The 24,358-nt window shown below is 62.6% G+C and carries 19 protein-coding genes; 11 read left to right on the top strand and 8 right to left on the bottom strand.

Annotation, left to right across the window (positions count from 1 at the left end; genetic code table 11):
* The first annotated feature begins 46 nt into the window (after window positions 1-46).
* The 7 genes from KHO53_RS02245 (at window position 47) to KHO53_RS02215 (ending at window position 5,750) form a co-directional block, all read left to right on the top strand.
* Complete coding sequence (locus tag KHO53_RS02245; protein WP_010223312.1) at window positions 47-1,036, top strand: alpha/beta fold hydrolase; 990 nt, start codon at window positions 47-49, stop codon at window positions 1,034-1,036.
* 197 nt (window positions 1,037-1,233) lie between these two features.
* Entirely contained in the window at window positions 1,234-1,722 is a 489-nt protein-coding gene (gene rraA / locus KHO53_RS02240) for a ribonuclease E activity regulator RraA (protein WP_036996437.1), read from the top strand.
* 28 nt (window positions 1,723-1,750) lie between these two features.
* Complete coding sequence (gene cmaX / locus KHO53_RS02235; RefSeq protein WP_010223314.1) at window positions 1,751-2,746, top strand: divalent cation transporter CmaX; 996 nt, start codon at window positions 1,751-1,753, stop codon at window positions 2,744-2,746.
* Window positions 2,747-2,845: 99 nt separating this feature from the next.
* A complete protein-coding gene (locus KHO53_RS02230; RefSeq protein WP_100782024.1) occupies window positions 2,846-3,094 on the top strand; it encodes a CrfX protein in 249 nt (82 codons plus the stop codon).
* A gap of 2 nt (window positions 3,095-3,096) precedes the next feature.
* A complete protein-coding gene (locus KHO53_RS02225) occupies window positions 3,097-3,921 on the top strand; it encodes a mechanosensitive ion channel family protein (RefSeq protein WP_010223316.1) in 825 nt (274 codons plus the stop codon).
* 114 nt (window positions 3,922-4,035) lie between these two features.
* Window positions 4,036-4,602, top strand: coding sequence for an RNA polymerase sigma factor SigX (gene sigX, locus KHO53_RS02220; RefSeq protein WP_010223317.1), 567 nt, complete (start codon window positions 4,036-4,038; stop codon window positions 4,600-4,602).
* A 110-nt stretch (window positions 4,603-4,712) separates the two neighbouring features.
* A complete protein-coding gene (locus tag KHO53_RS02215; RefSeq protein ID WP_010223318.1) occupies window positions 4,713-5,750 on the top strand; it encodes an OmpA family protein in 1,038 nt (345 codons plus the stop codon).
* Window positions 5,751-5,814: 64 nt separating this feature from the next.
* Here KHO53_RS02215 and KHO53_RS02210 read toward each other — a convergent pair whose 3' ends face one another.
* Entirely contained in the window at window positions 5,815-7,938 is a 2,124-nt protein-coding gene (locus KHO53_RS02210; protein WP_036996436.1) for a flavin monoamine oxidase family protein, read from the bottom strand.
* A 197-nt stretch (window positions 7,939-8,135) separates the two neighbouring features.
* Here KHO53_RS02210 and KHO53_RS02205 point away from each other — a divergent pair, with 197 nt between their 5' ends.
* Window positions 8,136-10,556, top strand: a complete 2,421-nt coding sequence (locus KHO53_RS02205) for a penicillin acylase family protein (protein ID WP_249684231.1) — start codon at window positions 8,136-8,138, stop codon at window positions 10,554-10,556.
* On the opposite strand, the gene cobA is transcribed toward KHO53_RS02205, so the two are convergent.
* The 5 genes from cobA to KHO53_RS02180 form a co-directional block, all read right to left on the bottom strand.
* Window positions 10,467-11,270, bottom strand: coding sequence for a uroporphyrinogen-III C-methyltransferase (gene cobA / locus KHO53_RS02200; protein WP_213569928.1), 804 nt, complete (start codon window positions 11,268-11,270; stop codon window positions 10,467-10,469). The genes KHO53_RS02205 and cobA overlap by 90 nt on opposite strands.
* 29 nt (window positions 11,271-11,299) lie before the next feature.
* Window positions 11,300-12,970, bottom strand: a complete 1,671-nt coding sequence (locus KHO53_RS02195; protein ID WP_100782021.1) for a bifunctional protein-serine/threonine kinase/phosphatase — start codon at window positions 12,968-12,970, stop codon at window positions 11,300-11,302.
* A gap of 10 nt (window positions 12,971-12,980) precedes the next feature.
* Complete coding sequence (locus KHO53_RS02190; protein WP_100782020.1) at window positions 12,981-14,192, bottom strand: nitrate/nitrite transporter; 1,212 nt, start codon at window positions 14,190-14,192, stop codon at window positions 12,981-12,983.
* Between the two features lie 150 nt (window positions 14,193-14,342).
* Entirely contained in the window at window positions 14,343-14,918 is a 576-nt protein-coding gene (locus KHO53_RS02185; RefSeq protein WP_010223325.1) for an ANTAR domain-containing response regulator, read from the bottom strand.
* A gap of 14 nt (window positions 14,919-14,932) precedes the next feature.
* On the bottom strand, window positions 14,933-16,147 hold the full coding sequence (locus KHO53_RS02180) for a CmpA/NrtA family ABC transporter substrate-binding protein (RefSeq protein ID WP_258701935.1): 1,215 nt from the start codon (window positions 16,145-16,147) through the stop codon (window positions 14,933-14,935).
* A 152-nt stretch (window positions 16,148-16,299) separates the two neighbouring features.
* Between KHO53_RS02180 and KHO53_RS02175 the strand changes: the two genes are divergently transcribed.
* Window positions 16,300-17,322: a quinone-dependent dihydroorotate dehydrogenase gene (locus KHO53_RS02175; protein WP_010223327.1), complete on the top strand. Its 1,023-nt coding sequence runs from the start codon at window positions 16,300-16,302 to the stop codon at window positions 17,320-17,322.
* 96 nt (window positions 17,323-17,418) lie between these two features.
* Here the strand turns inward: KHO53_RS02175 and rmf are convergent, their stop codons facing one another.
* Window positions 17,419-17,634: a ribosome modulation factor gene (gene rmf, locus KHO53_RS02170; protein ID WP_010223328.1), complete on the bottom strand. Its 216-nt coding sequence runs from the start codon at window positions 17,632-17,634 to the stop codon at window positions 17,419-17,421.
* A gap of 538 nt (window positions 17,635-18,172) precedes the next feature.
* On the opposite strand from rmf, the gene rlmKL reads away from it, so the two are divergent.
* The gene (gene rlmKL / locus KHO53_RS02165; RefSeq protein ID WP_100782019.1) at window positions 18,173-20,371 is read left to right on the top strand and encodes a bifunctional 23S rRNA (guanine(2069)-N(7))-methyltransferase RlmK/23S rRNA (guanine(2445)-N(2))-methyltransferase RlmL; all 2,199 of its coding nucleotides are present in this window, start codon (window positions 18,173-18,175) and stop codon (window positions 20,369-20,371) included.
* Between the two features lie 102 nt (window positions 20,372-20,473).
* Window positions 20,474-22,867, top strand: coding sequence for a sensor domain-containing diguanylate cyclase (locus KHO53_RS02160; RefSeq protein ID WP_010223330.1), 2,394 nt, complete (start codon window positions 20,474-20,476; stop codon window positions 22,865-22,867).
* Between the two features lie 7 nt (window positions 22,868-22,874).
* Here the strand turns inward: KHO53_RS02160 and dacB are convergent, their stop codons facing one another.
* Complete coding sequence (gene dacB, locus KHO53_RS02155; RefSeq protein WP_026001339.1) at window positions 22,875-24,338, bottom strand: D-alanyl-D-alanine carboxypeptidase/D-alanyl-D-alanine endopeptidase; 1,464 nt, start codon at window positions 24,336-24,338, stop codon at window positions 22,875-22,877.
* Window positions 24,339-24,358: the final 20 nt, after the last annotated feature.

Here is a 24,358-nt window from a genome sequence, read left to right as displayed (position 1 = left end):
GGCGTGTTCCAGTGATGGACCTCGCCCTTTTTTGTGCAAGAACCCTATGCAAAGCAGCAGTACCCTTTTTCCCGTGGCCTTGCTCAGTGCCGAGCGCCGTGGCGACCTGAGCGAGGACGTGTACCGGATCAAAGCCGGTAACAGCCCGGATCGCACCGTGGAGTTGGCGCTCACCCGTCTGGGCATGGCCGATCAAGCCGAGGTGCGTGGCACCCCGGTGGTTTTGCTGCATGGCAGCTTTTCCAACCGGCGCTTCTGGTTTTCGCCCCGGGGCATTGGCCTGGGCGCATACCTGGCGCGCGCCGGTTTCGATGTGTGGATCCCGGAGATGCGCGGCCACGGGCTGTCGCCGCGCAACCATGACTACCGGCACAACCGCGTGGCCGACTACGCCCGTTACGACCTGCCGGTGATTGCTGCCTTTGTCTGTGAGCAGGCCGGCCAGCCGGCGCACTGGATCGGTCATTCCCTCGGTGGCACGACCCTGGCGGCAGCGCTGGGCGGCGAGTACCTGGGGCCTGAGCAGGTGGCCAGCGTGGCGTTTTTCGGCACCCAGGTCAGCCGCACCTACTGGCCGTTGAAATTGCCGCCGGTGGAGTGGGGCGGGCGGCTGCTGCTCAAGCGCTTTGCGCAGATTTCCGGCTCGCGGCTCAAGCGTGGGCCGGAAGACGAGCCCATTGGCCTGGCCCTGGAGAGCCTGCGCTGGTTCGGTCTGTTTGGTCGCTTTGGCGACAAGGACCGTGACTGGTGGGCGGGGCTTGCCGGGGTCGAGGTGCCGGTGCTGGCGGTGGCCGGCGCGGGGGATCATCAGGACCCGGTGTGGGCCTGCCGCAAGCTGTTCGAGCAGCTGGGCAGTGAGCACAAGCAGTTTGTTCGCCTGGGGCGCGAAGAGGGCTTCGACAATTTCGGGCATGTCGACATGCTGGTCAGCAAGCCGGCGCAGGCGCAGGTCTGGCCTTTGGTCGAGCGCTGGTTGCAGGATCCGCGGGCAGCTTTGCTGCCGGAGACGGCACAGGGCATTTCGCCGGCAGGCTGATCCCGTTAAGATATGACGATTGTGAAGGTTCTGGTCATTTTTTGGGTTTTTCAGCGAACATCTGTTCGCTGATTGCTCTACCAAGGTGACCGCACCGCCAGTGACGTGTAGCCTTGGGGCTAAAGCCGCCTCGCTGGGCCTCGTTCACTGAGTGAAACTGCGACATTCATCGTCTCGATAATCGACAGGAGTTTCCCATGCATTACATCACCCCCGATCTGTGCGACGCCTACCCGGAACTGGTGCAGGTGCTGGAGCCGATGTTCAGCAACTTCGGTGGCCGCGACTCCTTCGGGGGTGAGATCGTCACCATCAAGTGCTTCGAGGACAACTCGCGGGTCAAAGAGCAGGTCGAGCTCGATGGCACCGGCAAGGTGCTGGTGGTCGATGGCGGCGGTTCGCTGCGCCATGCCTTGCTGGGCGACATGCTGGCCGAAAAGGCGGCGAAGAATCACTGGCAAGGCCTGGTGATCTATGGCTGCGTGCGTGATGTCGATGTCCTGGCGCAAACCGATGTCGGCGTGCAGGCCTTGGCCAGCCACCCCCTGAAGTCCGTGCGCCGCGGCATTGGCGAACTCAACGTGCCAGTGACCTTTGCCGGCGTGACTTTCCGTCCGGGCGAATACATCTACGCCGACAACAACGGCGTGATCGTCTCGCCAAGCCCGTTGAAAATGCCTGAGTAAAGCTCTGAAACCGGTCAGTGGGGTAGGGATGTTCGAGGAAGAAAACGCGCAATGGGGGCTGGTGCATGCCCTGGTGCTGGATGGCAAAGGCGGTGCCCGTGCGATCGCCCGAACTGAACTGGACGCCCTTGCCCTGCAGCCCCAGGAAAGCCTGTGGCTGCACTGGGACCGCAGCCACCCGCAGACCCGCACCTGGTTGCGCCACGACAGCGGCCTGAACGAGTTTGCCTGCGATCTGCTGCTGGAGGAAAACACCCGTCCGCGCCTGCTGCCATTGCCGGATGCGCAAATGCTGCTGTTTTTGCGCGGGGTCAACCTCAACCCCGGCGCCGAGCCTGAAGACATGGTCTCGGTGCGCATCTTCGCCGAGGCCCAGCGGGTGATCTCGTTGCGTCTGCGGCCATTGCGCGCCAGTGATGAACTGCTGCAGCAACTGGCCGAGGGTCGTGGGCCGAAAACCGCCTCGGAGCTACTGCTGAGCATGGCGCAACTGTTGACCGAAAAGGTCCAGGCGCTGATCAGCGACCTGTCGGAAGTGGTCGATGGCGAAGAAGAGAAGCTTGAAGTCGACAAACGCTATGCCCCGGACCAGGGCAGCCTGCAGCAGATCCGCCGACGCGCGGCCGGATTGCGGCGTTTTCTCAACCCGCAGCGGGAAATCTACGCGCAATTGGCGCGCAACAAGTGGACCTGGTTCGCCGCCGACGACGCCGATTACTGGAACGAGCTCAACAACAGCCTGACCCGCTACCTGGAAGAGCTGGAACTGACCCGCGAACGCGCCGCCCTGGTGCTCGAAAGCGAGGACCGGCGCCGCAGCGAGCGGATGAACCGGACCATGTACCGCTTTGGCATCATTACCTGCATTTTCCTGCCCATGAGCTTCGTGACCGGGCTGTTGGGCATCAACGTCGGCGGTATTCCCGGTTCCGACAGCCCCTACGGCTTCCTCTTCGCCAGCCTGCTGGTGCTGGCCCTGGCGCTGGGGCAATGGTGGCTGTTTCGCCGCCTGCGCTGGGTGTGAAGATGAAATTTGTGAACATGCAGTCACAAACTGCCTGGCCGGTTCATGTGACCCGTTGTGTGGCGACCTCGTCTTTGACAGATATTGCGCGAGGTGCCTATGCACGATCCGTTTGAAGAATCCCTGCGAGACCTGCTCAAGGCATCGCCGTCCGGCCAGGACCGCGACGACGATGCCTGCCTGGGCCGGGTCCTGAAAACCGCCAACCGCCAGGTTGGCGCGGGCGATCTGTTCAGCCTGCTGGGCCGTTGGAGCCAGGCGCTGATGATTGCCGTGAACAATGGCTCGGCGCATGTTGCGCCGGTGCGCCGTAACGCTACCGATCGTAAAGCTGATAAGGCCGATTGAATATGGAACTTGATCTCTGGACCCAGAGCCTGGTCACTGCCATGACAGCATTGTGGACCAAAGTGGCGAACTTCATCCCCAACCTGTTCGGCGCCCTGGTTGTGGTGTTGCTCGGTTTCGTCGTGGCCAAGCTGCTCGACACCTTGCTGTCGAAACTGCTGGCCAAGCTCGGCCTGGACCGCCTGATGGGCGGCACCGGCCTGACCAAGATGCTCAGCCGGGTTGGCATTCAAGTGCCGATCTCGACCTTGATCGGCAAGATCGTCTACTGGTTCGTCCTGCTGATTTTCCTTGTCTCGGCCGCTGAATCCCTTGGCCTTGAGCGCGTCTCGGCGACTCTCGACATGCTTGCCCTGTACCTGCCGAAAGTGTTCGGCGCGGCGTTGGTGCTGCTGGCGGGCGTATTGCTGGCGCAATTGGTCAACGGCCTGGTGCGCGGTGCCGCCGAAGGCATCGGTCTGGAGTATGCCGCAGGTGTTGGGCGTATCGCCCAGGGCCTGGTGATTATCATCAGTATCTCGGTGGCAATCAGCCAGCTCGAGGTCAAGACCGACCTGCTCAACCACGTGATCGTCATCGGTTTGATTACCGTTGGTCTGGCCGTGGCGCTGGCCATGGGCCTGGGCAGCCGGGAAATTGCCGGGCAGATTCTGGCTGGAATTTACGTGCGTGAACTGTATCAAGTGGGCCAACACGTGCGGATTGGCGAGGTCGAAGGGCACATCGAGGAGATCGGTACGGTCAAGACGACCCTGCTGACCGACGACGGCGAGCTGGTCTCGTTGTCCAACCGGATTCTGCTCGAACAGCGAGTCAATAGCCGCTAACCGGGCAAATCCTGCTAATGTATGCCGCCGCAAAAATGCCCCAGGCAGGGGTATGCGGCGACATTGACCTGACTGTCGGCCAGATCCGTTTTGAATAAAGTTCACTCGCTGCCCATGCGTTACGACCCCCGCGAGCTCACTGATGAGGAGTTGGTGGCGCGTTCGCATGAGGAGCTGTTTCATGTTACTCGCGCGTATGAGGAGCTCATGCGCCGCTACCAACGGACCCTTTTTAACGTCTGTGCACGTTATTTAGGGAACGATCGGGACGCTGACGATGTCTGTCAGGAGGTGATGCTCAAGGTGCTCTATGGGCTGAAGAACTTCGAGGGCAAATCGAAGTTCAAGACATGGCTCTACAGCATCACCTACAACGAATGCATCACCCAGTACCGCAAGGAGCGGCGCAAACGTCGACTGATGGATGCCTTGAGTCTTGATCCGCTCGAGGAGGCCTCGGAAGAGAAGGCGCCTAAACCGGAAGAGAAAGGCGGGCTGGACAAATGGCTAGTGCATGTCAATCCGATTGACCGCGAGATTCTGGTGCTACGATTTGTCGCAGAGCTGGAATTCCAGGAGATCGCCGATATCATGCACATGGGTCTGAGCGCAACGAAAATGCGGTACAAGCGTGCGCTTGACAAGCTACGTGAGAAATTTGCGGGCCTCACTGAAACTTAGTGGCGCGCAAATATCTCTAACGTACCGGCAAGTTCTGCTAAACTTGCCGTCGAGTTGTCCCCCGGATGTTGGTGGGACTGCTTAACTATCACCAGATGGGGATTTAACGGATGAAATTGAAAAACACCTTGGGCTTGGCCATTGGTTCTCTTGTAGCCGCAACTTCCTTCGGCGCTCTGGCACAAGGCCAAGGCGCGGTCGAAATTGAAGGCAACGTCACCAAGCAGTACTACGATAGCGAGCGCAATTTCAAGAACACTGGCACCAATCCAGGTGTTCGCCTTGGTTACTTCCTGACCGACGACCTGTCCCTGGACCTGGGCTACAACGAGACTCACAACGCTCGTGGTGAAGTCTTCAACAAAGACATCAAAGGTTCCAAGGCCAAGCTGGACGCTACCTACCACTTCGGTACCGTCGGCGACGCTCTGCGTCCTTACGTTTCGGCTGGTTTCGCTCACGAGAGCCTGGGCCAGGCTACCCGTGGCGGCCGTGACCACTCCACCTTCGCCAACGTTGGCGCTGGCGCCAAGTGGTACATCACCGACATGTTCTTCGCCCGTGCCGGCGTTGAAGCCATGTACAACATCGACAACGGCAACACCGAGTGGGGTCCGACCGTTGGTCTGGGTCTGAACTTCGGTGGTAGCGGTGGCAAGGTTGAAGCCGCTCCTGCTCCAGTTGCTGAAGTCTGCTCCGACAGCGACAACGATGGCGTCTGCGACAACGTCGACAAGTGCCCTGACACCCCAGCCAACGTTACCGTTGACGCTGACGGCTGCCCGGCTGTTGCCGAAGTCGTACGTGTTGAGCTGGACGTCAAGTTCGACTTCGACAAGTCGGTCGTCAAGCCAAACAGCTACGGCGACATCAAGAACCTGGCTGACTTCATGAAGCAGTACCCACAGACCACCACCACTGTTGAAGGTCACACTGACTCCGTCGGTCCTGACGCTTACAACCAGAAGCTGTCCGAGCGTCGTGCAAACGCCGTTAAGCAGGTTCTGACCAACCAGTACGGTGTTGAGTCGAGCCGCGTTGAGTCGGTTGGCTACGGTGAAACCCGTCCGGTTGCTGACAACGCCACCGACGCTGGTCGCGCTGTTAACCGTCGCGTAGAAGCACAAGTAGAAGCCCAAGCCAAGTAATTGGTCCAAGCCCTACTGAAAAGCCCGGCCTAGGCCGGGCTTTTCTTTGCCTGCGATTTGCCCCTCAGGCAACCGCTGCCAAGGTGGTGAACAGCTTGCGCGCCTCGACATTGAGGCTGTTGAGCGAACCGTCGTTGGCGGCGACCACAACCCCCGCCACTGCATTGATCGCACTCATGAATGCCCCTTCAATCCAGCCTCCCAGGTGACTGTAGCTGTCACAGGCGAGGAAAAAACGGTTATCCAGGGTGCTGTTTTGCGCATGGGTGTGATAGCGGAAACACAGATTGCTCTGGTAGTGATCGCCGCACATGTCCAGCTTGAAGCCGCCGGCACTGGTGTTGGTGGTCCAGTCGAACACCAGGCGGCCATCACCTTCGACCTTGTTCAGCAGCGCACCGAACCACCAGCGCTTGTAGCCCTCGGTGTCGGGGTCGTAGAGCTCATGGTCGACCCGATTGACCATGCGCTGGAACATGTAATGGGGGCTTTGCTGTTCACTGCCGTTGTCAGGGTTTTGCGGGTACTGGTCATAGTCATGTTGCAGGCGGGTCGAGTCGTCGTCCCAGCTGTAGCTGGCGAGGAAGCTTGAGTATGGCTGGCCGCTCAGGGTGCTGGGAACGATGTAGCTGGCGGCAAGCCCTGTGTCGCTGACCACGGCCTGGATGGGACTGCCGTTGAATGTCGGCACCTCGGGCCCGCTGCTTTCATCGTTATGAATCAGGCCGAATACTTTCGAGGTGCGGGTCATGTGCAACTGGCTGATGGCGCTGGCCATGCGTGCGTTGGGAGCGCTATAGGCCCGGCTCAATTGCAGAGAAGGCTGAGTGTTGATGACCGTGCGAGGCTGCAAGCCGAGATACCGATCACCGACCTGGAGCCTGGGCGTAACCTCTGGGTTGTGACCGGCGCGTTTGACCAGCGGGCTGAGCTGATCCTGGGGCATGGCCAGCACGACATAGTCGTAGCTGGCTTCGATCAGGGCCGGCTGCGGGGTATCGGCTGGGTAGTAGCAGACATTGGCGCAGCGATTGCCCGTCTGGGTGCTGTGATAAACGTCACTGACGCGGGCGCTGCGGAAGTTGACCGTCAATTGGCTACCGCCTATGGACTGTGCAGCCTGGAACAGCCGTTCGATGAACTGCACATTCTCTTTCACCGGCAAGGTGTACTCGTTGCTGTAGTCCCACAGCACCAGGCGCATCATTTCCACCAGGGAAATGTTGTACAGCGGTTTGAAACCACCAGTGCCGAAACCGAAGCGACCGAACAGTTCCACGCAGTAGTTCACCGTTTCGGTTGTGTTCAAGCCAGCGATAACCGGCAGCTCTGCCTGAGCGCTGGCATGCTCCATGATTGTTCTGATTGCCCCGGCCAAGGTCGTGGCGTCATAGTCCTGGATGAAGGTGGCCCAGTCCCTTTCGATCCTGTCCAGCTCGCCGGCGGCCGGTGCTGCTTGCGCCAGAATTCCGGCAACCACAGCGGGGTCGCGGCTGCCGATCTTGAACAGCGAGGCGCCGGTGAGTTCACCGTTTTCGATGTTCACGCCCGGGAAATACTTGAGCACCAGGGCAAACACCTGCCGAGTGGGGGATTGCGGATCCTGCCATTGACCATTGCCATAACGATCAACGCGATCGGCAAAGACGAATTCGGTCGCGACCTTGCCTGGATTGGGGAAGACATTGACCTGAGTCGTCGGGTTGAATACCCGGCTGGCGTAGAGCCAGGTCAGCCCGGCAATTTCCGGGAAGCGCATGGCGCCGATTTCGTACACCGATCTTTCAGTTTCACTGCCACCCAGGCCGGTCGTCGCCCTGGCTGCACTGACTCGGCCGGCTCTTTTACCCGCAGTGCGCACACCTCGCTCGTGGCCGTTGGTTGGCTGCTCGTGCAGGAAGTGATCCGGATCGTTGTCGTACAGGTCGACTTCGATCTGCGCACCCCCTGTGAGCGTGCGTGACAGCTCGTACAAGGCAGTAATACCCGCCACACCGGCGCCGACGATGGCGATGCGATGGCGGCCGACGGGAAGCTCACCCAGGGGGGCGTCAACCGTGGTGGGGTAGGCGATGTGCACCGAGTCGGGATGGCGGTAGTAGCGTGATCGCTCTACCAGATTGGCAATGGTTTCGCTGTTGGGCATTTGGGCCGAACGGGCCCAGTTCCAGATGACAGTAACGCTCATGGCGGTTTCTCCGAAGAAAGTAAGCTCCGAGTACTTACTGTCTGTCTTACTTCCCTGCGGAGTTGGATCAGTGTAGTCCAGCCTTTGCGAGGCGTGTCTGTAACGCTTGGACAAACTTCCTTTGGCGGGAAGGCTAGCCTTAAGTGATACGGTTATTTTAGTGAAGGCAAATAATTTGTATCTTATCTGGGGGTTGAATGAGTCATCTACTGCGTCTTGGGGGATTGCTGGGTGTGCTCATGGCAATGGCGGGCTGCCAGATTGCCGGGCAACAGCCTGAAGGTGACATCCTGATCAAGCGTGATGAATGGGGTACGCCGCATGTCTACGCCGACAGTCCTTACCGGCTGTTCTACGGCTACGGTTACGCCATCGCCCAAGACCGCCTGTTTCAACTGGAGATGTCTCGGCGCACCACCCAGGGGCGGGTGGCCGAGGTGCTAGGGCGCGACTACCTGGCCTTCGATGAGGGTATTCGCCGGCAATATTCGCCACAGGCCATTGCCCGACAGCTGGCTGCGCTGGCCCCTCAGGAGCTGCAGATACTCCAGGGCTACGCAGAGGGTATCAACCGCCATCTTGGCGAGATTGAACAGCGCCCCGACAGCGTGTTGCCCAAGCAGTTTTCGTACTACCAATTCCAACCCAGGCCCTGGACGGCGTTTGATGTGGCGATGGTTTACGTCGGCTCGATGATCAACCGTTTTGGTGATTACAACACTGAACTGGACAACCAGAACCTGCTGGCCGGGCTGATCGAAAAGCATGGGCTCAAGGGCGGACAGTCATTGTTCGAAGTGCTGCTGGCCAATGACGACCCACAGGCGCCGACCACTATCGCCCGCGGCGAGTGGGACCCGGCACGGCGAAGTGCGGCGGTGGTGCCACGGACAGCAGGCACGGCAGTGGAGCCACCGTTGCCGATGCGTGCCGTTCACCCGATAGACCCCAGTAGCGGGCGCGGTTTCAGCAATATCATCGTCCTGGGGGCAAAAAAGAGCGCCGATGCCCGGGCAATCCTGGTCAACGGTCCGCAATTCGGCTTTTTTCAACCCGCTTACACTTATTCAATCGGTCTGCATGGGGCTGGCTACGATGCGGTTGGCAACAGCCCGTTTGGCTATCCGCTGATCCAGTTCGGTCACAACCGCGAGATATCCTGGGGTAGCACCTGGGGCGCGGGTGATAACGTCGATGTCTATCGGCTCCAGCTCAACCCGCAGAACCCGAACCAGTACTGGTTCCAGGGCCGCTATCGGGATTTTGAGCGGCGGGTCGAAACGATTGCGGTCAAAGGTGAAGCGCCCCGACAGCTCACGGTGTATCGCAGTGCCCAGGGTGCGGTGTTCGAGCATCTGCCCGAACAGGGCGTGGCCTATGCTCGCCGCCGCGGTTGGGAAGGCCAGGAGCTGGCGACCCTGATGGCCTGGAACCAGGTGGCCAAGGCCGGCAATCACGCGCAGTGGCTGGCCCAGGTGGAGCGCTCGGCGATCAACGTCAATTGGTACTACGCCGACCAGCAAGGCAACATTGGCTATGCCCTCGGCGGTCGTTATCCGGTGCGTCTGCAAGGGCATGACAGTCGCTTGCCGATGCCCGGCAATGGTGACTATGAATGGCAGGGTTTCCTGCCGTTCGCTTCCAATCCGCAGGTGTTCAATCCGGCCAGTGGCTACATTGCCAATTGGAACAACCAGCCGGCAGAGGGCTTCCCCGGACCGGACCAATGGTGGTATGCCTGGGGTGCTGCCGATCGATACGCAGTGCTCGACGAGCGGTTGCGCCAGCAAGCCCGTTTCACCCCAGAGCAAGCCTGGAGCCTGATGATGGAGGCCGCGTTCGAGGACCCCAATGCGCGCTATTTCATGCCGCGCCTGCTGGCGCTGAGCGAACGCTTGCCAGCGGAGTTCGCTGCCGTCCACCAGGCGTTGGCGGCCTGGGACTATCAGGACCTGGACCGCAATCGCGACGGTTTCTACGACCAGCCCGCCACGGCGATTTTTCGGCGTTGGCTCGGGCAGATGCTTGACTTGACCCTGGCCGATCAGTTGCCGCCCGCGCAGGCCGGCTGGTTTACCGACACCGGTTACAGCGCCCCCGGCGTCAGCTCGCCGGGCAGTCACAATATTTCGGTGGGCACCAAGGTGCTGTACCGGGCATTGACGGCAAAAGAGCAAGGCGAGTCCTTGCCCTTCGATCTGTTCAAAGGCCACAACGTCGATGAGCTGATGCTCCAGGCATTGCGCCTGAGCGTTGCCCAGCTCAAGCGCGAACAAGGCCCGCAGGTGTCGGCCTGGCGCCAGGGGGTCTCGACCTTGCGCTTTGCCCACAAGAACTTCCTGGGCGTCCCGCAAGCGTTGCAACGCGAAGAGCAGGCCCTGGCGCCAAGCATGAACCTGGGTACTGAAAACAACATGGTCGTGCTCAGCGAGGGCAAGGTCAGCGGCTTCGAACTGGCGGCACCCGGGCAATCCGGATTTATCGCCGCCGATGGCAGCCCTGGCAAGCACTATGACGACCAGGTGCCGCTACTGCGCGAGCTGCGCAAGCGGCGTACCTGGTTGAGCGAAGACGAGATCGAGCGCCACACCGTCGAGCGCTTGCGGCTGCAGCTCTAGTGCGCCAGCGGCATTGACCACCTCGCCGATCACCAGCACCGCCGGGCTCTTGAGCTCGAATTCGGCGGCGCGTTGCAGGAGCTGGTACAGCGGACTGCGACAGGCGCGCTGCCCAGGTAGCGAGGCGTTTTCGATCATCGCCACCGGCGTGCTGCCCGGCATGCCGGCGGCGAGCAGTTGCTGCTGGATATCGGCCAGGCGCGCTACGCCCATGTAGATCACCAGGGTTGTCGCTGACGCCGCCAGCGCCTGCCAGTTCAATGGGCTGTCATCCTGGGTATGAGCGGTGACCAGGGTGACGCCACGGCTGATCCCGCGCAGGGTCAGGGGAATGCCGCACTGGGTGGCACCGGCGAGGCCGGCGGTAATGCCATTGACCACTTCGACTTCTATGCCGCGTGCTTGTAGCCAGCAGGCTTCTTCGCCGCCACGGCCGAAAATGCAAGGATCGCCGCCCTTGAGGCGCACTACGCAACGCCCCTGACGGGCATGGCGCAGCATCAGGCGCTGGATGAAGGCTTGTGGCGTGGAACGGCAGCCGCCGCGTTTGCCCACGGCAATGACCCGGGCGTCGGGGCAGTGTTGCAGAATGGCCGGATTGACCAGGTCATCGATCATCACGACAGCGGCTTGCCCCAGCGCGCGCACCGCTTTCAGGGTCAACAGCTCCGGGTCGCCCGGGCCCGCGCCTACCAGCCAGACTTTTGCATTCATGGTGATTTCCTCATCGGCAGTATTGGCCATCAGCCTTTGAACAGGCAGATCAGCAGGATCAGATTAAGGAGCAAAGACAGCAGTGCCAGGCTGCGCCAGACCTTCAGGGGCTCGCGTTCAAGCAATGGCCGCGGGCGCACACTCAGTTGCTGGCGCTCGCCCTGTTCGAGCAGCAACAGCCATTGCTCGGCGGTTTCAAAGCGTTGCTGTGGATCGCTGAGCAGTGCCTGGGCGAGGTTGTGCTCAAGCCACTCGGGCAGGTCCGGGCGATAGCGTGCGGCGCTGACCGCCTGGGTGAAACGGGGGTGCTGGAAGGCTTCGATTTCGCCATAGGGGTAGTGCCCGGTGAGCAGGTAGAACAGCGTTACGCCCACGCTGTACAGGTCTTGCCGGGGGCTGGGCGGCTCGCCTTCAAAGGCTTCCGGGGCAATGAACGATGGCGTGCCCGGCAGCTCATGGGCGCGGTCTTCGGAGAGCCCCGGGCAGAAGGCCAGGCCGAAATCCAGCACGCGCAGTTGGCCGTCATCACCCAGGTGCAGGTTTTCGGGCTTGATGTCGCGGTGGAGGATATTGCGTCGATGCAGCGTGCCTACGGCCTGCAGCAGTTGCTGGGCCAGTGACTGCCACTGCGCCAGCGGTAGCGGGCCGCTGGCGGCGTACAGTTGCGCCAGGGTCTGGCCGGGGTATTCGCGCATCAGGTAGTACAGGTGCTGGCGCTGGCTGGCCAGGTGCACTTCGGGGAAGTAACGCCCGGCCACCCGGCGCAGGAACCATTCTTCCAGCAGCAGGCTTTGCAATGCGCCGGGTTCATCCTTGCGCTCTGCAGGCAGGGTTTTCAGCAGCCACGCCTGTTGCTGGTGGTCGCGCACGCGGTACAGCAAGGACTGGCGGCTGTGGCCCAGCGGTTGCTCGACGCTCCAGCCGTCGATCGTCTGCCCGCAGCGCAGGGCAAGCGGCAGCGGCCATTGCTGCAGTTGCGCCAGGGAGTCGCCAAGGTTGCTGGCGCCCAGTCGCTCGACCCGCACCAGCAGCGCGCTGGCGTTGTCCTGGCTGCCACTGTGATGGGCCGAGCTGACCAGGGTCTGGGCGGCATCCTGCAGGTCGATCTGTTCGCGCAGCACGGCCCTGATCTGCGCTTCGCTGAGGCTGGCCCAGACACCGTCGCTGAGCAGCACGAAGCATTCGCCAGCCTGCAGCTCGCCTTCCAGGTAATCGACCTGCAGGTGCTGGTCCAGGCCCAGGGCGCGCTTGAGCACGTGCTGCATGCCCGGTTGGTCCCAGACGTGATCTTCGCTGATGCGTTGCAGCTGCCCGGCAGCCCAGCGGTAGATCCGGCAGTCGCCGACATGCGCCAGGGTAAAACGCCGCCCGCGCAGCACCAGGGCGCTGAGGGTGGTCAGCAACGGCTGGCCGCCTCCGTTGGCGCGCAGCCAGCGGTTTTGCGCCAGCAGCAGGCGGTCCAGGGCCTGGGCCACGCCCCAGGTGGCGGGGGTGGCGTAGTAGTCCAGGGCCAGCGCCTGCAGGCTGGCCCGCGCCGCCAGGCCGCCATCGGCGCACTGGCTGACACCGTCGGCGAGGGCGAACAGGTAGCCTTTGCTGGCGGCCAGTTCCGGGTTGGGGGTCACCAGGCGCAGGGCGTCCTGGTTTTCCTCCCGGGGGCCGCTGGCGCTGGCTTGGGCGAAGCTCAGTTGCAGGCTCATGGCGTAACCCTCAGACCCGCGCCGCGGTCACCGCCGCCGAGCCCCAGGTGGTGCGCCAGCGCTGCTTGACGCCGTGCAGACCGAACCAGGCAAGGATGCCGAGGCTGGCGAACAGCCACAGGCCCGACTGATAGTCGCCAGTGTGCTGCTTGATCGTCCCCAGGCCCGCGGCGAGCAGGAAGCCGCCGATGCCGCCGGCCATGCCGATCAGCCCGGTCATCACGCCGATTTCCTGGCGAAAACGTTGCGGCACCAGCTGGAACACCGCGCCGTTGCCGGCACCCAGGCCGAGCATGGCGCTGACGAACAGGGCCAGGGCGGCCACCGCGCTGGGCAGGTTGAAGCCGACGGCGGCAATGCAGATGGCGGCGACGCTGTACATCGCCAGCAAGGTGCGGATACCGCCGAAGCGATCAGCCAGGGCGCCACCCAACGGGCGCATCAGGCTGCCGGCGAATACGCAGGCGGCAGTGTAGTAGCCGGCGGTCACCGGGCTCAGGCCGTACTGGTCGTTGAAGTAGCCGGGCAGGGCGCTGGCCAGGCCAATGAAGCCGCCGAAGGTAACGCTGTAAAAGAACATGAACCACCAGCTGTCACGGTCACCCAGGGCCTTGAGGTAGTCGGCCAGGGCTTTGGGTTTGGGCCGCTCGGGGGCGTTGCGCGCCAGCAGGCTGAACAGCACCAGGGTCAGCAGCAGCGGGATCACGGCAAAACCGAAGACGTTGTTCCAGCCAAAGCCTGCGGCCAGGGCCGGGGCCAGCAGCGCGGCGAACACGGTGCCGGAGTTGCCGGCGCCAGCGATGCCCATGGCCTTGCCCTGGTGCTGGGCCGGGTACCACTGCGAGGCCAGCGGCAGCGATACGGCAAACGAGGCCCCGGCAACGCCGAGGAACACCCCGAGCAACAGGGCTTGTTCATAACTATGGATGCCCAGGCGCCAGGCGCAGAACAGTGCGACGATGACAATCACCTGGCCGATCAGCCCGGCGGTCTTGGGCGACAGCCGGTCCACCAGCAGGCCCATGACAAAGCGCAGGATCGCCCCGGCAAGGATTGGCGTGGCGACCATCAGGCCGCGTTGCTGGGTGGTCAGTTGCAAATCAGCGGCGATCTGCACCGCCAGCGGGCCGAGCAGGTACCAGACCATGAAGCTCAGGTCGAAGTACAAAAAGGCGGCGAACAGGGTAGGGACATGCCCGGACTTCCAGAAACTCGTATTCATCGAACACCTCGTTGAACAGGGACGGAAACGAAAAAGACGTCGCCACCCGACCCGCTTGCGCGAGTGGGGGTGCGACGTCTTTGTCGTGAAGGGGGCAACCGCCGTTGGCTACCTGTCCTTTGCTGATAGCAAGAGCCGGGCCAGAATGCCTCAGCCGAGCAGGTCGCTCATGGCAATGATCTGCTCGGCCACCTGGATCAGCTTTTGTTGCTTGCTCATGGCCTGGCGGCGCATCAGGGTGTAGGCCTGTTCTTCGTTGCAGTCCTTCATTTTCATCAACAGACCCTTGGCCAGCTCGATCCGCTTGCGCTCCGCCAGTTGCTGGTCGCGGGCCTGCAGCTGGGCCTTGAGCGCCTGGTCGCTTTCAAAGCGGGCCATGGCCACGTCAAGGATCGGCTGCAGCCGCGTGGCCTGGATGCCTTCGACGATGTAGGCGCTGACCCCGGCCTGGATGGCCTGGCGCATCACGCCGGGGTCGTGCTCGTCAGTGAACATGACGATCGGCCGCGGCCGGTCGCGGCTGACCAGCACCACTTGCTCCATGACATCCCGGCCCGGTGACTCGGTATCGATCAGCACCACGTCCGGATGCACCGTTTCGACGCGCGCCGGCAGGTCGATGGTCAGGCCCGACTCTTCGATCACCTCGAACCCGGCCTGGACCAGGGCGGCCTTGAGGCGACCGACTTTTTTCGCAGTGTCGTCGATCAACAGGATTCGCAGCATGGTGGCGTCTCCTTTCAGCGGCGGGCGAGGGTGGCTGGCGGTTCCGCCAGTGCATGCAGGCGAAAGCTGCGGGCGTAGCCATACGGGTCGCTGCCATCCCAATGGCTGCCATCGATCAGCGGGCTGCTGCGCATGTCGGGGCCTGCGCAGGGCACGCCGATCGCTGTGGCGGCATCGCGGTACAGCGCCAGTTGCTGGACCTGGCGGGCCACGGCGAGGTAGTCGGGATCTTCGCGCAGCAAGCCCCAGCGGCGGAACTGGGTCATGAACCACATGCCATCGGACAGGTATGGCACGTTGGCCCGGCCTTCATCGTGCAGGCGCAAGGCGTGGGGGTCATGCCACTGGTTGCCCAGGCCGTCCTGGTACTGGCCGAGCAGGCGTGGCTCGATACTCGACAGCGGTGCATCCAGGTACGCCTTGCCGCTGAGCAACTGCGCGGTACTGCGCCGATTTTCGTTGTTCTGCTCGATGAAACGACTGGCGGCCAGCACCGCCATCACCAGGGCCCGGGCGGTGTTCGGGTACTGTTCGACAAAGGCCCGGGTGCAACTCAGGACCTTTTCCGGATGGTCCGGCCAGATCGACTGGCTGGTAGCCAGGGTAAAACCCTGGCCCTGCTCGATGGCGCCCGCCGACCAGGGTTCACCGACGCAAAAGCCATCGATGCGTCCGGCTTGCAGGTGCGCGAGCATCTGTGCAGGCGGCACCACTACGCTATTGACGTCATGCAACGGATGGATGCCCTGGCTGGCCAGCCAGTAATACAGCCACATGGCATGGGTGCCGGTGGGAAAGGTCTGGGCAAAGGTCAGTTTTGTCCTGCTTTGGTGCACGAAATGCTCCAGTGCCTCGGGACTGGTCACACCTTGGCGTTGCAGTGCCGCGCACAGGTTGATGCCCTGGCCGTTCTGGTTCAGCCCCATCAGCACCGCCATGTCGGTGGCCGCGCTACCGCCGATGCCCAGTTGCAGCGCATAGATCAGGCCATAGAGGCTGTGAGCGGCATCCAGCTCGCCACTGGCCAGCTTGTCACGCAGGCCGGCCCAGGAGCTTTGGCGCTGCAGGTTCAGGCTCAGGCCGTAGGCCTGGGCGAAGCCCTGGGTGGCAGCCACCACCACCGAGGCGCAATCGCTCAGGGCCATGAAACCGAGATTCAGGCTGGGCTTTTCCGGGGCATCGCTGCCGTTGACCCAGGCCAGGGAAGTTACGGGAATAGGGTTGGTCACGTCATTGCGCCTGTGTCGAAGGTCAGGCCGTACCGCTCGCGTGGCAGGCGTTGTAAGAGGGATCTAGCAACGCATATGCCAAGGCGGCCCTGTCCCCCGGACGACGCCACCGCTATAATCGCCCCCTCACTCACGTCGAGCTAAGCCCGCCCATGTATACCCTGGCCCGCCAGTTGCTGTTCAAGCTCTCCCCGGAGACTTCCCATGACCTGTCCCTGGACCTGATCGGCGCCGGTGGCCGCCTGGGCCTCAACGGGCTGCTGACCAAGGCGCCGGCCTCTTTGCCGGTCACCGTCATGGGCCTGAACTTTGCCAACCCGGTCGGCCTGGCAGCAGGCCTGGACAAGAACGGCGCGGCCATCGACGGCTTTGCCCAACTGGGTTTCGGTTTTGTCGAGATCGGCACCGTTACCCCGCGTCCGCAACCGGGCAACCCCAAGCCGCGCCTGTTCCGCCTGCCGGAAGCGCAAGCGATCATCAACCGCATGGGTTTCAACAACCTGGGTGTCGACAACCTGCTCAACCGGGTACGTGCGGCCAAATACCGTGGCATTCTCGGTATCAACATCGGCAAGAACTTCGACACTCCGGTCGAGCGCGCGGTCGACGACTACCTGATTTGCCTCGACAAGGTCTACGACCAGGCCAGCTACATCACCGTCAACGTCAGCTCGCCCAACACCCCGGGCCTGCGCAGCCTGCAGTTCGGCGATTCGCTCAAGCAACTGCTCGACGCCCTGGCCGAGCGCCGCTCGCAACTGGTGAGCGAGCGCGGCAAGCAGGTGCCACTGGCAATCAAGATCGCCCCGGACATGAGCGATGAAGAAACCGCGCTGGTGGCTTCGGCCCTGCTCGAGGCAGGCATGGATGCGGTAATCGCCACCAACACCACCCTTGGCCGCGAAGGCGTCGAAGGGTTGTTGCATGGTGATGAGGCGGGTGGCCTGTCGGGCGCGCCGGTGCTGGAAAAAAGCACCCATATTGTCAAGGTGCTGGCCGGCGAGCTGGGCGGCAAGCTGCCGATCATTGCCGCAGGCGGGATTACCGAAGGCAAGCATGCGGCGCAGAAGATTGCCGCCGGTGCCAGCCTGGTACAGATCTACTCGGGGTTCATCTACAAGGGGCCGGCCCTGATCCGCGAGGCAGTGGATGCCATCGCAGCCTTGCCACGCTGAAACGGCAGGCATAAAAAAGGGCCCCCTCAAGGGGCCCCTGGGCCTTAGCCCGCCGCCCGGATGGGGCGTGCATGGTAATCGGATTCAGTTCCTCGTTCAGCCAACGGCGTGAAGTTCGTTGAGTCTATGGATACCCGCAGTGCCGGTCATACCGTCCCAGTTGTCGCCGCGTCCTTCGCGCCAGCCATTGATCCATGCCTGACGTACAGACGGTAGAGTAAAGGGGCAAAGCTCGCGGGATTTGCCGGTGACCCCATATTGGTAGCCACGTGAAAAAGCTCGTTCCAACGGATCACGCTTAAGTCTTCTCATAGGGTGTTGCCCTCACTTGTTGACTGTAATGTCCCGTCGACCTCTAGAAGGTCGGGCAGAATCGTTCTGCCGGTTTGCGCTCGCTGCCGGCGTCGCGAGCGGAAGTGTTGTACCGTTGCGGTGACAACCTGAGATCAGTTCTAACCAATGCACGACACAGTGTGAATGATCGTTTTGTCATAAGGACGTAACCTTTCATAGGGTCACAGGATAAGTAAATAAATGCGTCTGATTAGGATCTGGCGCAAAGCCCGCTATGATCAGGGTTTGGTCTGAAACGAAATCATCTGGCCATTGCCATGTGATAATTTGTAACAACGAAGGTAAAACGACGAAGGGTCATTTTTCCCGGTTTTTTACCTGAATTTTTCATTCTGCTCGGCAATCAAAGACTTTTCTGCCATGGCAAAAGTCAGGTTGGCGGGTGGCCCGGCGTAAAAAAAGCGCCACTCGAACGCTGTGGAAAGGCGTTCGATTAAACATCGGAAGGGCGATGCGCTTGCTCTTCCACTTTATTGCTCAAGGCTCTGGATACCCCATGTCGGACCGTTTCGAACTTTACCTCACCTGCCCCAAAGGCCTTGAAGGCCTGCTTGCCGAAGAAGCGCGTGGCCTTGGCCTTGAAGAAGTGCGTGAGCACACCTCGGCGATTCGCGGCACCGCCGACATGGAAACCGCCTACCGGCTGTGCCTGTGGTCGCGTCTGGGCAACCGCGTGCTGCTGGTGCTCAAGCGCTTCAACATGAAAAACGCCGACGACCTCTACGACGGCGTCAATGAAGTCGAGTGGCAGGATCACCTGCAAGCCAGCGGCTCGCTGGCGGTGGAGTTCAGCGGTCATGGTTCGGGCATCGACAACACCCACTTCGGCGCCTTGAAGGTCAAGGATGCGATCGTCGACAAACTGCGCACCAGCAGTGGTGAGCGCCCGTCGGTGGACAAGCTCAACCCTGACCTGCGCGTGCACCTGCGCCTGGAGCGCGGCGAGGCGATCCTGTCCCTGGACCTGTCTGGCCACAGCCTGCACCAGCGCGGCTACCGCCTGCAGCAAGGCGCTGCACCGTTGAAGGAAAACCTCGCTGCCGCGGTGTTGATCCGTGCCGGCTGGCCGCGCATCGCCGCCGAAGGCGGAGCCCTGGCTGACCCGATGTGCGGCGTGGGCACCTTCCTGGTCGAAGCGGCAATGATCGCCGCCGATATCGCACCGAACCTGCGTCGCGAGCGTTGGGGTTTCAGCGCCTGGCTCGGCCACGTGCCAGCACTGTGGCGCAAACTCCATGACGAGGCGCTGGCCCGTGCCGAAGCTGGCCTGGCTCGTCCACCGCTGTGGATCCGTGGTTACGAAGCCGATCCACGGCTGATCCAGCCAGGCCGCAACAATGTCGAACGCGCAGGCCTGAGCGATTGGGTGAAGATCTACCAGGGCGAAGTCGGCACCTTCGAGCCGCGCCCGGACCAGAACCAGAAAGGCCTGGTGATCTGCAACCCGCCGTATGGCGAGCGTCTGGGCGACGAGGCCAGCCTTTTGTACCTCTATCAGAACCTCGGCGAGCGTCTGCGCCAGGCCTGCCTGAACTGGGAAGCGGCGGTGTTCACCGGTGCCCCGGACCTGGGCAAACGCATGGGCATCCGTAGCCACAAGCAATATGCCTTCTGGAACGGCGCCTTGCCGTGCAAGCTGCTGTTGATCAAGGTCCAGCCCGATCAGTTCGTCACCGGCGAGCGCCGTCAGCCGGAGCGCAACGGCGAAGTTGCCGAGCAGCGTTCGCCCGCTGCCGTGGCCAGCGAGCCGGCCCGCCTGAGCGAAGGCGGGCAGATGTTCGCCAACCGCCTGCAGAAGAACCTCAAGCAACTGGGCAAGTGGGCCAAGCGCGAGAACGTCAGTTGCTATCGCCTGTACGATGCCGACATGCCCGAGTACGCCCTGGCCATCGACCTGTACCAGGATTGGGTGCATGTGCAGGAGTATGCCGCACCGCGCTCGATCGATCCGGAAAAAGCCCAGGCGCGCCTGTTCGACGCCCTGGCAGCGATTCCCCAGGCGTTGGGTATCGACCAGAGCCGGGTGGTGGTCAAGCGCCGTGAGCGCCAGACCGGCACCCGTCAGTACGAGCGCCAGAGCACCCAGGGTCAGTTCCTGGAAGTGCGGGAGGGCGGCGTCAAGCTGCTGGTCAACCTCACCGATTACCTGGACACCGGGCTGTTTCTCGACCACCGTCCGATGCGCCTGCGCATTCAGCGCGAGGCTGCGGGCAAGCGCTTCCTCAACCTGTTCTGCTACACCGCCACGGCCAGTGTGCATGCGGCCAAGGGCGGTGCGCGCAGCACCACCAGCGTCGATTTGTCCAAGACCTACCTGGACTGGGCGCGGCGCAACCTGTCGCTCAATGGCTTTTCGGACAAGAACCGCCTGGAGCAGGGCGACGTCATGGCCTGGCTGCAAGCCTGCCGCGACGAGTACGAGCTGATCTTCATCGACCCGCCGACCTTCTCCAACTCCAAGCGCATGGAAGGCGTATTCGACGTGCAGCGCGATCATGTCGAGTTGCTCGACCTGGCCGTGGCACGCCTGGCGCCGGGGGGCGTGCTGTACTTCTCGAACAACTTCCGCAAGTTCCAGCTCGATGAAAACCTGGCTGAGCGCTACGCGGTGGAAGAGATCAGTGCCCAGACCCTGGACCCGGACTTTGCCCGCAATAGCAAGATTCACCGGGCATGGAAGATCCAGGCGCGCTGATCGGCTGATTGTCGCGGGCGATGATTGCTTCGTTAATGGCTAATGGCTATAACTCAATCAGAGCCCGCGATCCGCAGGACGCTGGCGTTTTGAGTGCTTTCTATGTCGATGCACGTCGCTCGTCCGAAGATGCTCGGCTTTGTCAGCGAAGAAGTTTCCGCCTGGCTGGTGGCCGGTGTGGCGTTTGTGGCCGGCAGCCTGTTGACAGCGCTGCTGGCGCTGGCGACTCACGACCTGTACCACCAGCAGCTGCGGCAGCGCTTCGAACTGCTGGCCAGCGAACGCTACAGCCGTATCGAAGAACGCTTCGAGGACCAGGTGCAGCGTCTTGACGGCCTGCGCCGTTTCTTTGTGTTCTCCTCAAACGTTACCCTGGATGCGTTCAACGGCTATGCCCAACCTTTGCTCTACCGGACCCAGGCCTATGCCTGGGCGCCACGGGTAGCCGGCGAGGCGCGCGAGGCGTTCGAGCGCGGCGCCGCACAGACACTCGGCAAACCCTTTGCCATCCATGAACTCACTGACGCGGGCAGCCTGCAGGTCGCGGCGCCGCGGCCGTTTTATTATCCGCTGTACTACACCCAGGCGCTGAGTCACCAGGCGCAGCCCCTGGGCCTGGATATGCTATCCCAACCGCTGCGCCAGGCTGCTCTGGATCGCGCCCGGCAGCCTGGCAGCATGGCCGTTTCGGCGCCGCTGAACCTGAGCAATGTCGATCCGGCTTTTACCCGGGGCGTGCTGATGGTGGCCCCGGTGTTCGCGCCCGGCAATACTGCCAGCGCCCCTGACGGCTACGTGCTGGCGGTGATCAGCCTGCAGCAACTGATGGCCGAAGGGCTGCCCAGCCCGAGCCAGGACAATCTGGTAGTGCGCATTCTCGACCTGTCCGGGCAAGGCCGGCGCGAGGTGTTGTTTCAGTCGGGCAACGAGGGCGCCAGCACTGAGCTGACCGCCAGCCATCTGTTGCGCCTGGCCGATCATGACTATCAGCTGGATATTCAGCCGAGTCTGGCGTTCATGGAGGCCAATCGCTCCTCGGCGGTGAACGCCGTGGTACTGCTTGGCGGCCTGCTCAGCCTGTTGCTCAGCGCGTTGCTGTTCAGCCTGTTCGGCCAGCGCCAGCGGGCCCTGACCCTGGTCGAGCAGCGCACTGGCGAGTTGCGCGTCAGCGAGCAGTCGTTGCGCGACACCCATAATCAGCTGCGCAGCGTGCTTGATGCCGCGACCCAGGTGGCAATCATTGCCACCAGCTTGCGCGGGGTGATCAGTACCTTCAACGCCGGTGCCGAACGCATGCTCGGCTATCACAGCGCTGAAGTCATCGGCCAACTGACCCTTGAAGATCTGGTATTGCCGCAGGAACTGCAGGCCCGCGCACGAGCCTTGAGCCAACGTTATGGCCGCGAGGTCAGCGCGGCCCAGGCGATGTTTGCCGAGACGGTCCAGGAGGGTGAAAGCGAACCGGGCGAGTGGACGCTGTTGCGCAAGGATGGCAGCCACTTGCTGGCCAATATGCTGGTCACCGCGGTGCTCGACGAGCACGGGCTGTGGGTCGGGCACCTGGCCATTTGCATCGATGTCACGGAGCGCAAGCGTGTGCACGAGGCCCTGGCAGCCCGTGACCGCCTGCTGGAGAAACTCAGCGCCGAGGTGCCCGGTGGCATCTATCAGTTCCACCTCGACCGCGATGGCCACTCCTGTTTCAGCTATGCAAGCGAAGGTTTGCGCGATATCTACGAGATCGACCCGCAGCGTCTGCGCGAGGATGCGACGGCGGTGTTCGAGCGCATTCACCCGGACGATCTGGCGCGGGTGCGCGCGTCAATCCGCTACTCCGCCGATCACCTGACGCCCTGGCGCGAGGAGTATCGGGTGGTCCTGCCGGCGGCCGGGATGCGCTGGATACGTGGCGAGGCCACGCCGGAGCCGGCCGAGCAGGGCGCTACCTTGTGGCATGGCTACCTGACGGATATTTCCGATCTCAAACGCGTCGAGGAGGAGCTGCGGGCGTTGTCAGTGACGGACTCGCTGACCGGCATCCACAACCGGCGTTACTTCCAGGAGCGGCTCAAAACCGAACTTGAGCGGGCCCAGCGCGATAGTCAGGATCTGGCAGTGATCATGCTGGATATCGACCACTTCAAGCGGATCAACGACCTGTATGGTCATGCCGTGGGTGACCATGTACTGCGCAGCCTGTGCCAGCGCATCAACCATCGCTTGCGCCGCACCGACGTGTTCTGCCGCCTGGGTGGCGAGGAGTTCATGGTCCTGTGCCCGGGCAGCAATGCCGAACGGGCCTACACCCTGGCCTTGGAACTCTGGCAGGGCTTGCGCAGTATGCCGGTGGACGGTGTCGGCATGGTCACGGCGAGTTTCGGCGTAGCCGGCTGGCGCCCCGGGGAGGGCGCCGATGCCTTGCTGCTGCGCGCCGACTCGGGGGTGTATGCGGCCAAGCAGGCTGGCCGCGACCGGGTCGAGGGCGAACAGCCCTGAGCCAGGCTCAGGGCTGAATGGCGGCGGTGCTGTTGACCAGCTTTGGCTGGCGGTACAGGTCCAGCAGGACCTGATCGAGCACTGCCGAAGCACCCCAGGGTTTCGGATCGTTGAGGATCGCCGCCACCGCCCAGGTGTTGCCGTTGCTGTCGCGGCTGAAGCCGGCGATGGCCCGTACGGTATTCAGGGTGCCGGTCTTGATGTGCGCTTCACCGGTCATGGCGGTGCGCTTGAGGCGCTTGCGCATGGTGCCGTCCATCCCCACCAGCGGCATCGAGCTGATGAACTCGGCGGCGTACGGGCTGTTCCAGGCAGCTTGCAGCAGGGCCGCCATTTCCCGGGTGCTGACCCGTTCGGCGCGCGACAGGCCCGAGCCGTTTTCCATGATCAGGTGCGGCGCGGTGATGCCTTTTTTCGCCAACCACTGACGCACCACGCGCTGGGCGGCACGGGCGTCGTCACCATCGGCGTCGGTACGGAACTGCGCACCCAGGCTCAGGAACAACTGCTGGGCCATGGTGTTGTTACTGTACTTGTTGATGTCGCGGATGATCTCGACCAGGTCCGGAGAGAAGGCGCGCGCCAGCAAACGGGCGCTTTTCGGCACGTTGTCGACCCGGTCGCGGCCCTGGATGCTACCACCCAGTTCGTTCCAGATCGCCCGTACCGCACCGGCGGCGTAGGTCGGGTGATCAAGCAGCGACAGGTAGGTTTGCGAGTTGCAGCCATCGCCCAACTGGCCACTGACCACGACGCTGACGCCGTCGGCCTGAACCACCGGGTTGTAGCGCACGTCGCCGCTGCACTGCTTGGCGTTGACCGCCTTGACCTGGTTGTCGATGCGAATGTTGGCAATCGGCGGCTCGACCGACACCAGGACCTTGCCACCGTCGTTACGGGCGACGAAGCGCAAGGCCTTGAGGTTGATCAGCAGCGAGTCGGGCTTGACCAGGAAGGGCTTGTTCTCATCGCCGCCGTCATCGTTGAACTGCGGCAGTTGCGGCTGGATGAAGTGGCTGCGGTCAAGCACCAGGTCACCGCTGATGGTCTGCACGCCATTGGCGCGCAGGTCGCGCATCAGCAGCCAGAGCTTTTCCATGTTCAGTTTCGGGTCGCCACCGCCCTTGAGGTACAGGTTGCCCTGCAGCACGCCATTGCGCAGCGGGCCATCGCTGTAGAACTCGGTCTTCCACTGGTGGGTGGGGCCGAGCATTTCCAGGGCGGCATAGGTGGTCACCAGCTTCATGGTCGAGGCCGGGTTGACCGAGACATCGGCATTGAACACGGTCGGGGTGCCCGGGCCGTTGAGCGGCAGCATCACCAGCGACAGGGCCGAATCCTGCAGTTTGTTGGTTTTCAGCGCTTGCTGCACTTTCGGTGAGAGCGTGGTGTTGACCGCGGCCGCGTGGCTGGAAAGCGCCAGGGGCATCAGCAGGCCGGCAAGCAGAAGAGGGCGAAGAGATCTGATCATGTGCGATAAAACCCTGCGAG

It is taken from the genome of Pseudomonas sp. RC2C2, assembly GCF_018390435.1.
GTDB lineage: Bacteria > Pseudomonadota > Gammaproteobacteria > Pseudomonadales > Pseudomonadaceae > Aquipseudomonas > Aquipseudomonas donghuensis.
This window is presented reverse-complemented; position numbering and strand designations above follow the sequence as displayed.

Excerpts from the sequence above, each read along its gene's own strand:
- KHO53_RS02245 (WP_010223312.1), top strand. The coding sequence starts at position 47 with ATGCAAAGCAGCAGTACCCTTTTTCCCGTGGCCTTGCTCAGTGCCGAG.
- rraA (WP_036996437.1), top strand. The coding sequence starts at position 1,234 with ATGCATTACATCACCCCCGATCTGTGCGACGCCTACCCGGAACTGGTG.
- cmaX (WP_010223314.1), top strand. The coding sequence starts at position 1,751 with ATGTTCGAGGAAGAAAACGCGCAATGGGGGCTGGTGCATGCCCTGGTG.
- KHO53_RS02230 (WP_100782024.1), top strand. The coding sequence starts at position 2,846 with ATGCACGATCCGTTTGAAGAATCCCTGCGAGACCTGCTCAAGGCATCG.
- KHO53_RS02225 (WP_010223316.1), top strand. The coding sequence starts at position 3,097 with ATGGAACTTGATCTCTGGACCCAGAGCCTGGTCACTGCCATGACAGCA.
- sigX (WP_010223317.1), top strand. The coding sequence starts at position 4,036 with ATGCGTTACGACCCCCGCGAGCTCACTGATGAGGAGTTGGTGGCGCGT.
- KHO53_RS02215 (WP_010223318.1), top strand. The coding sequence starts at position 4,713 with ATGAAATTGAAAAACACCTTGGGCTTGGCCATTGGTTCTCTTGTAGCC.
- KHO53_RS02210 (WP_036996436.1), bottom strand. The coding sequence starts at position 7,938 with ATGAGCGTTACTGTCATCTGGAACTGGGCCCGTTCGGCCCAAATGCCC.
- KHO53_RS02205 (WP_249684231.1), top strand. The coding sequence starts at position 8,136 with ATGAGTCATCTACTGCGTCTTGGGGGATTGCTGGGTGTGCTCATGGCA.
- cobA (WP_213569928.1), bottom strand. The coding sequence starts at position 11,270 with ATGAATGCAAAAGTCTGGCTGGTAGGCGCGGGCCCGGGCGACCCGGAG.
- KHO53_RS02195 (WP_100782021.1), bottom strand. The coding sequence starts at position 12,970 with ATGAGCCTGCAACTGAGCTTCGCCCAAGCCAGCGCCAGCGGCCCCCGG.
- KHO53_RS02190 (WP_100782020.1), bottom strand. The coding sequence starts at position 14,192 with ATGAATACGAGTTTCTGGAAGTCCGGGCATGTCCCTACCCTGTTCGCC.
- KHO53_RS02185 (WP_010223325.1), bottom strand. The coding sequence starts at position 14,918 with ATGCTGCGAATCCTGTTGATCGACGACACTGCGAAAAAAGTCGGTCGC.
- KHO53_RS02175 (WP_010223327.1), top strand. The coding sequence starts at position 16,300 with ATGTATACCCTGGCCCGCCAGTTGCTGTTCAAGCTCTCCCCGGAGACT.
- rmf (WP_010223328.1), bottom strand. The coding sequence starts at position 17,634 with ATGAGAAGACTTAAGCGTGATCCGTTGGAACGAGCTTTTTCACGTGGC.
- rlmKL (WP_100782019.1), top strand. The coding sequence starts at position 18,173 with ATGTCGGACCGTTTCGAACTTTACCTCACCTGCCCCAAAGGCCTTGAA.
- KHO53_RS02160 (WP_010223330.1), top strand. The coding sequence starts at position 20,474 with ATGTCGATGCACGTCGCTCGTCCGAAGATGCTCGGCTTTGTCAGCGAA.
- dacB (WP_026001339.1), bottom strand. The coding sequence starts at position 24,338 with ATGATCAGATCTCTTCGCCCTCTTCTGCTTGCCGGCCTGCTGATGCCC.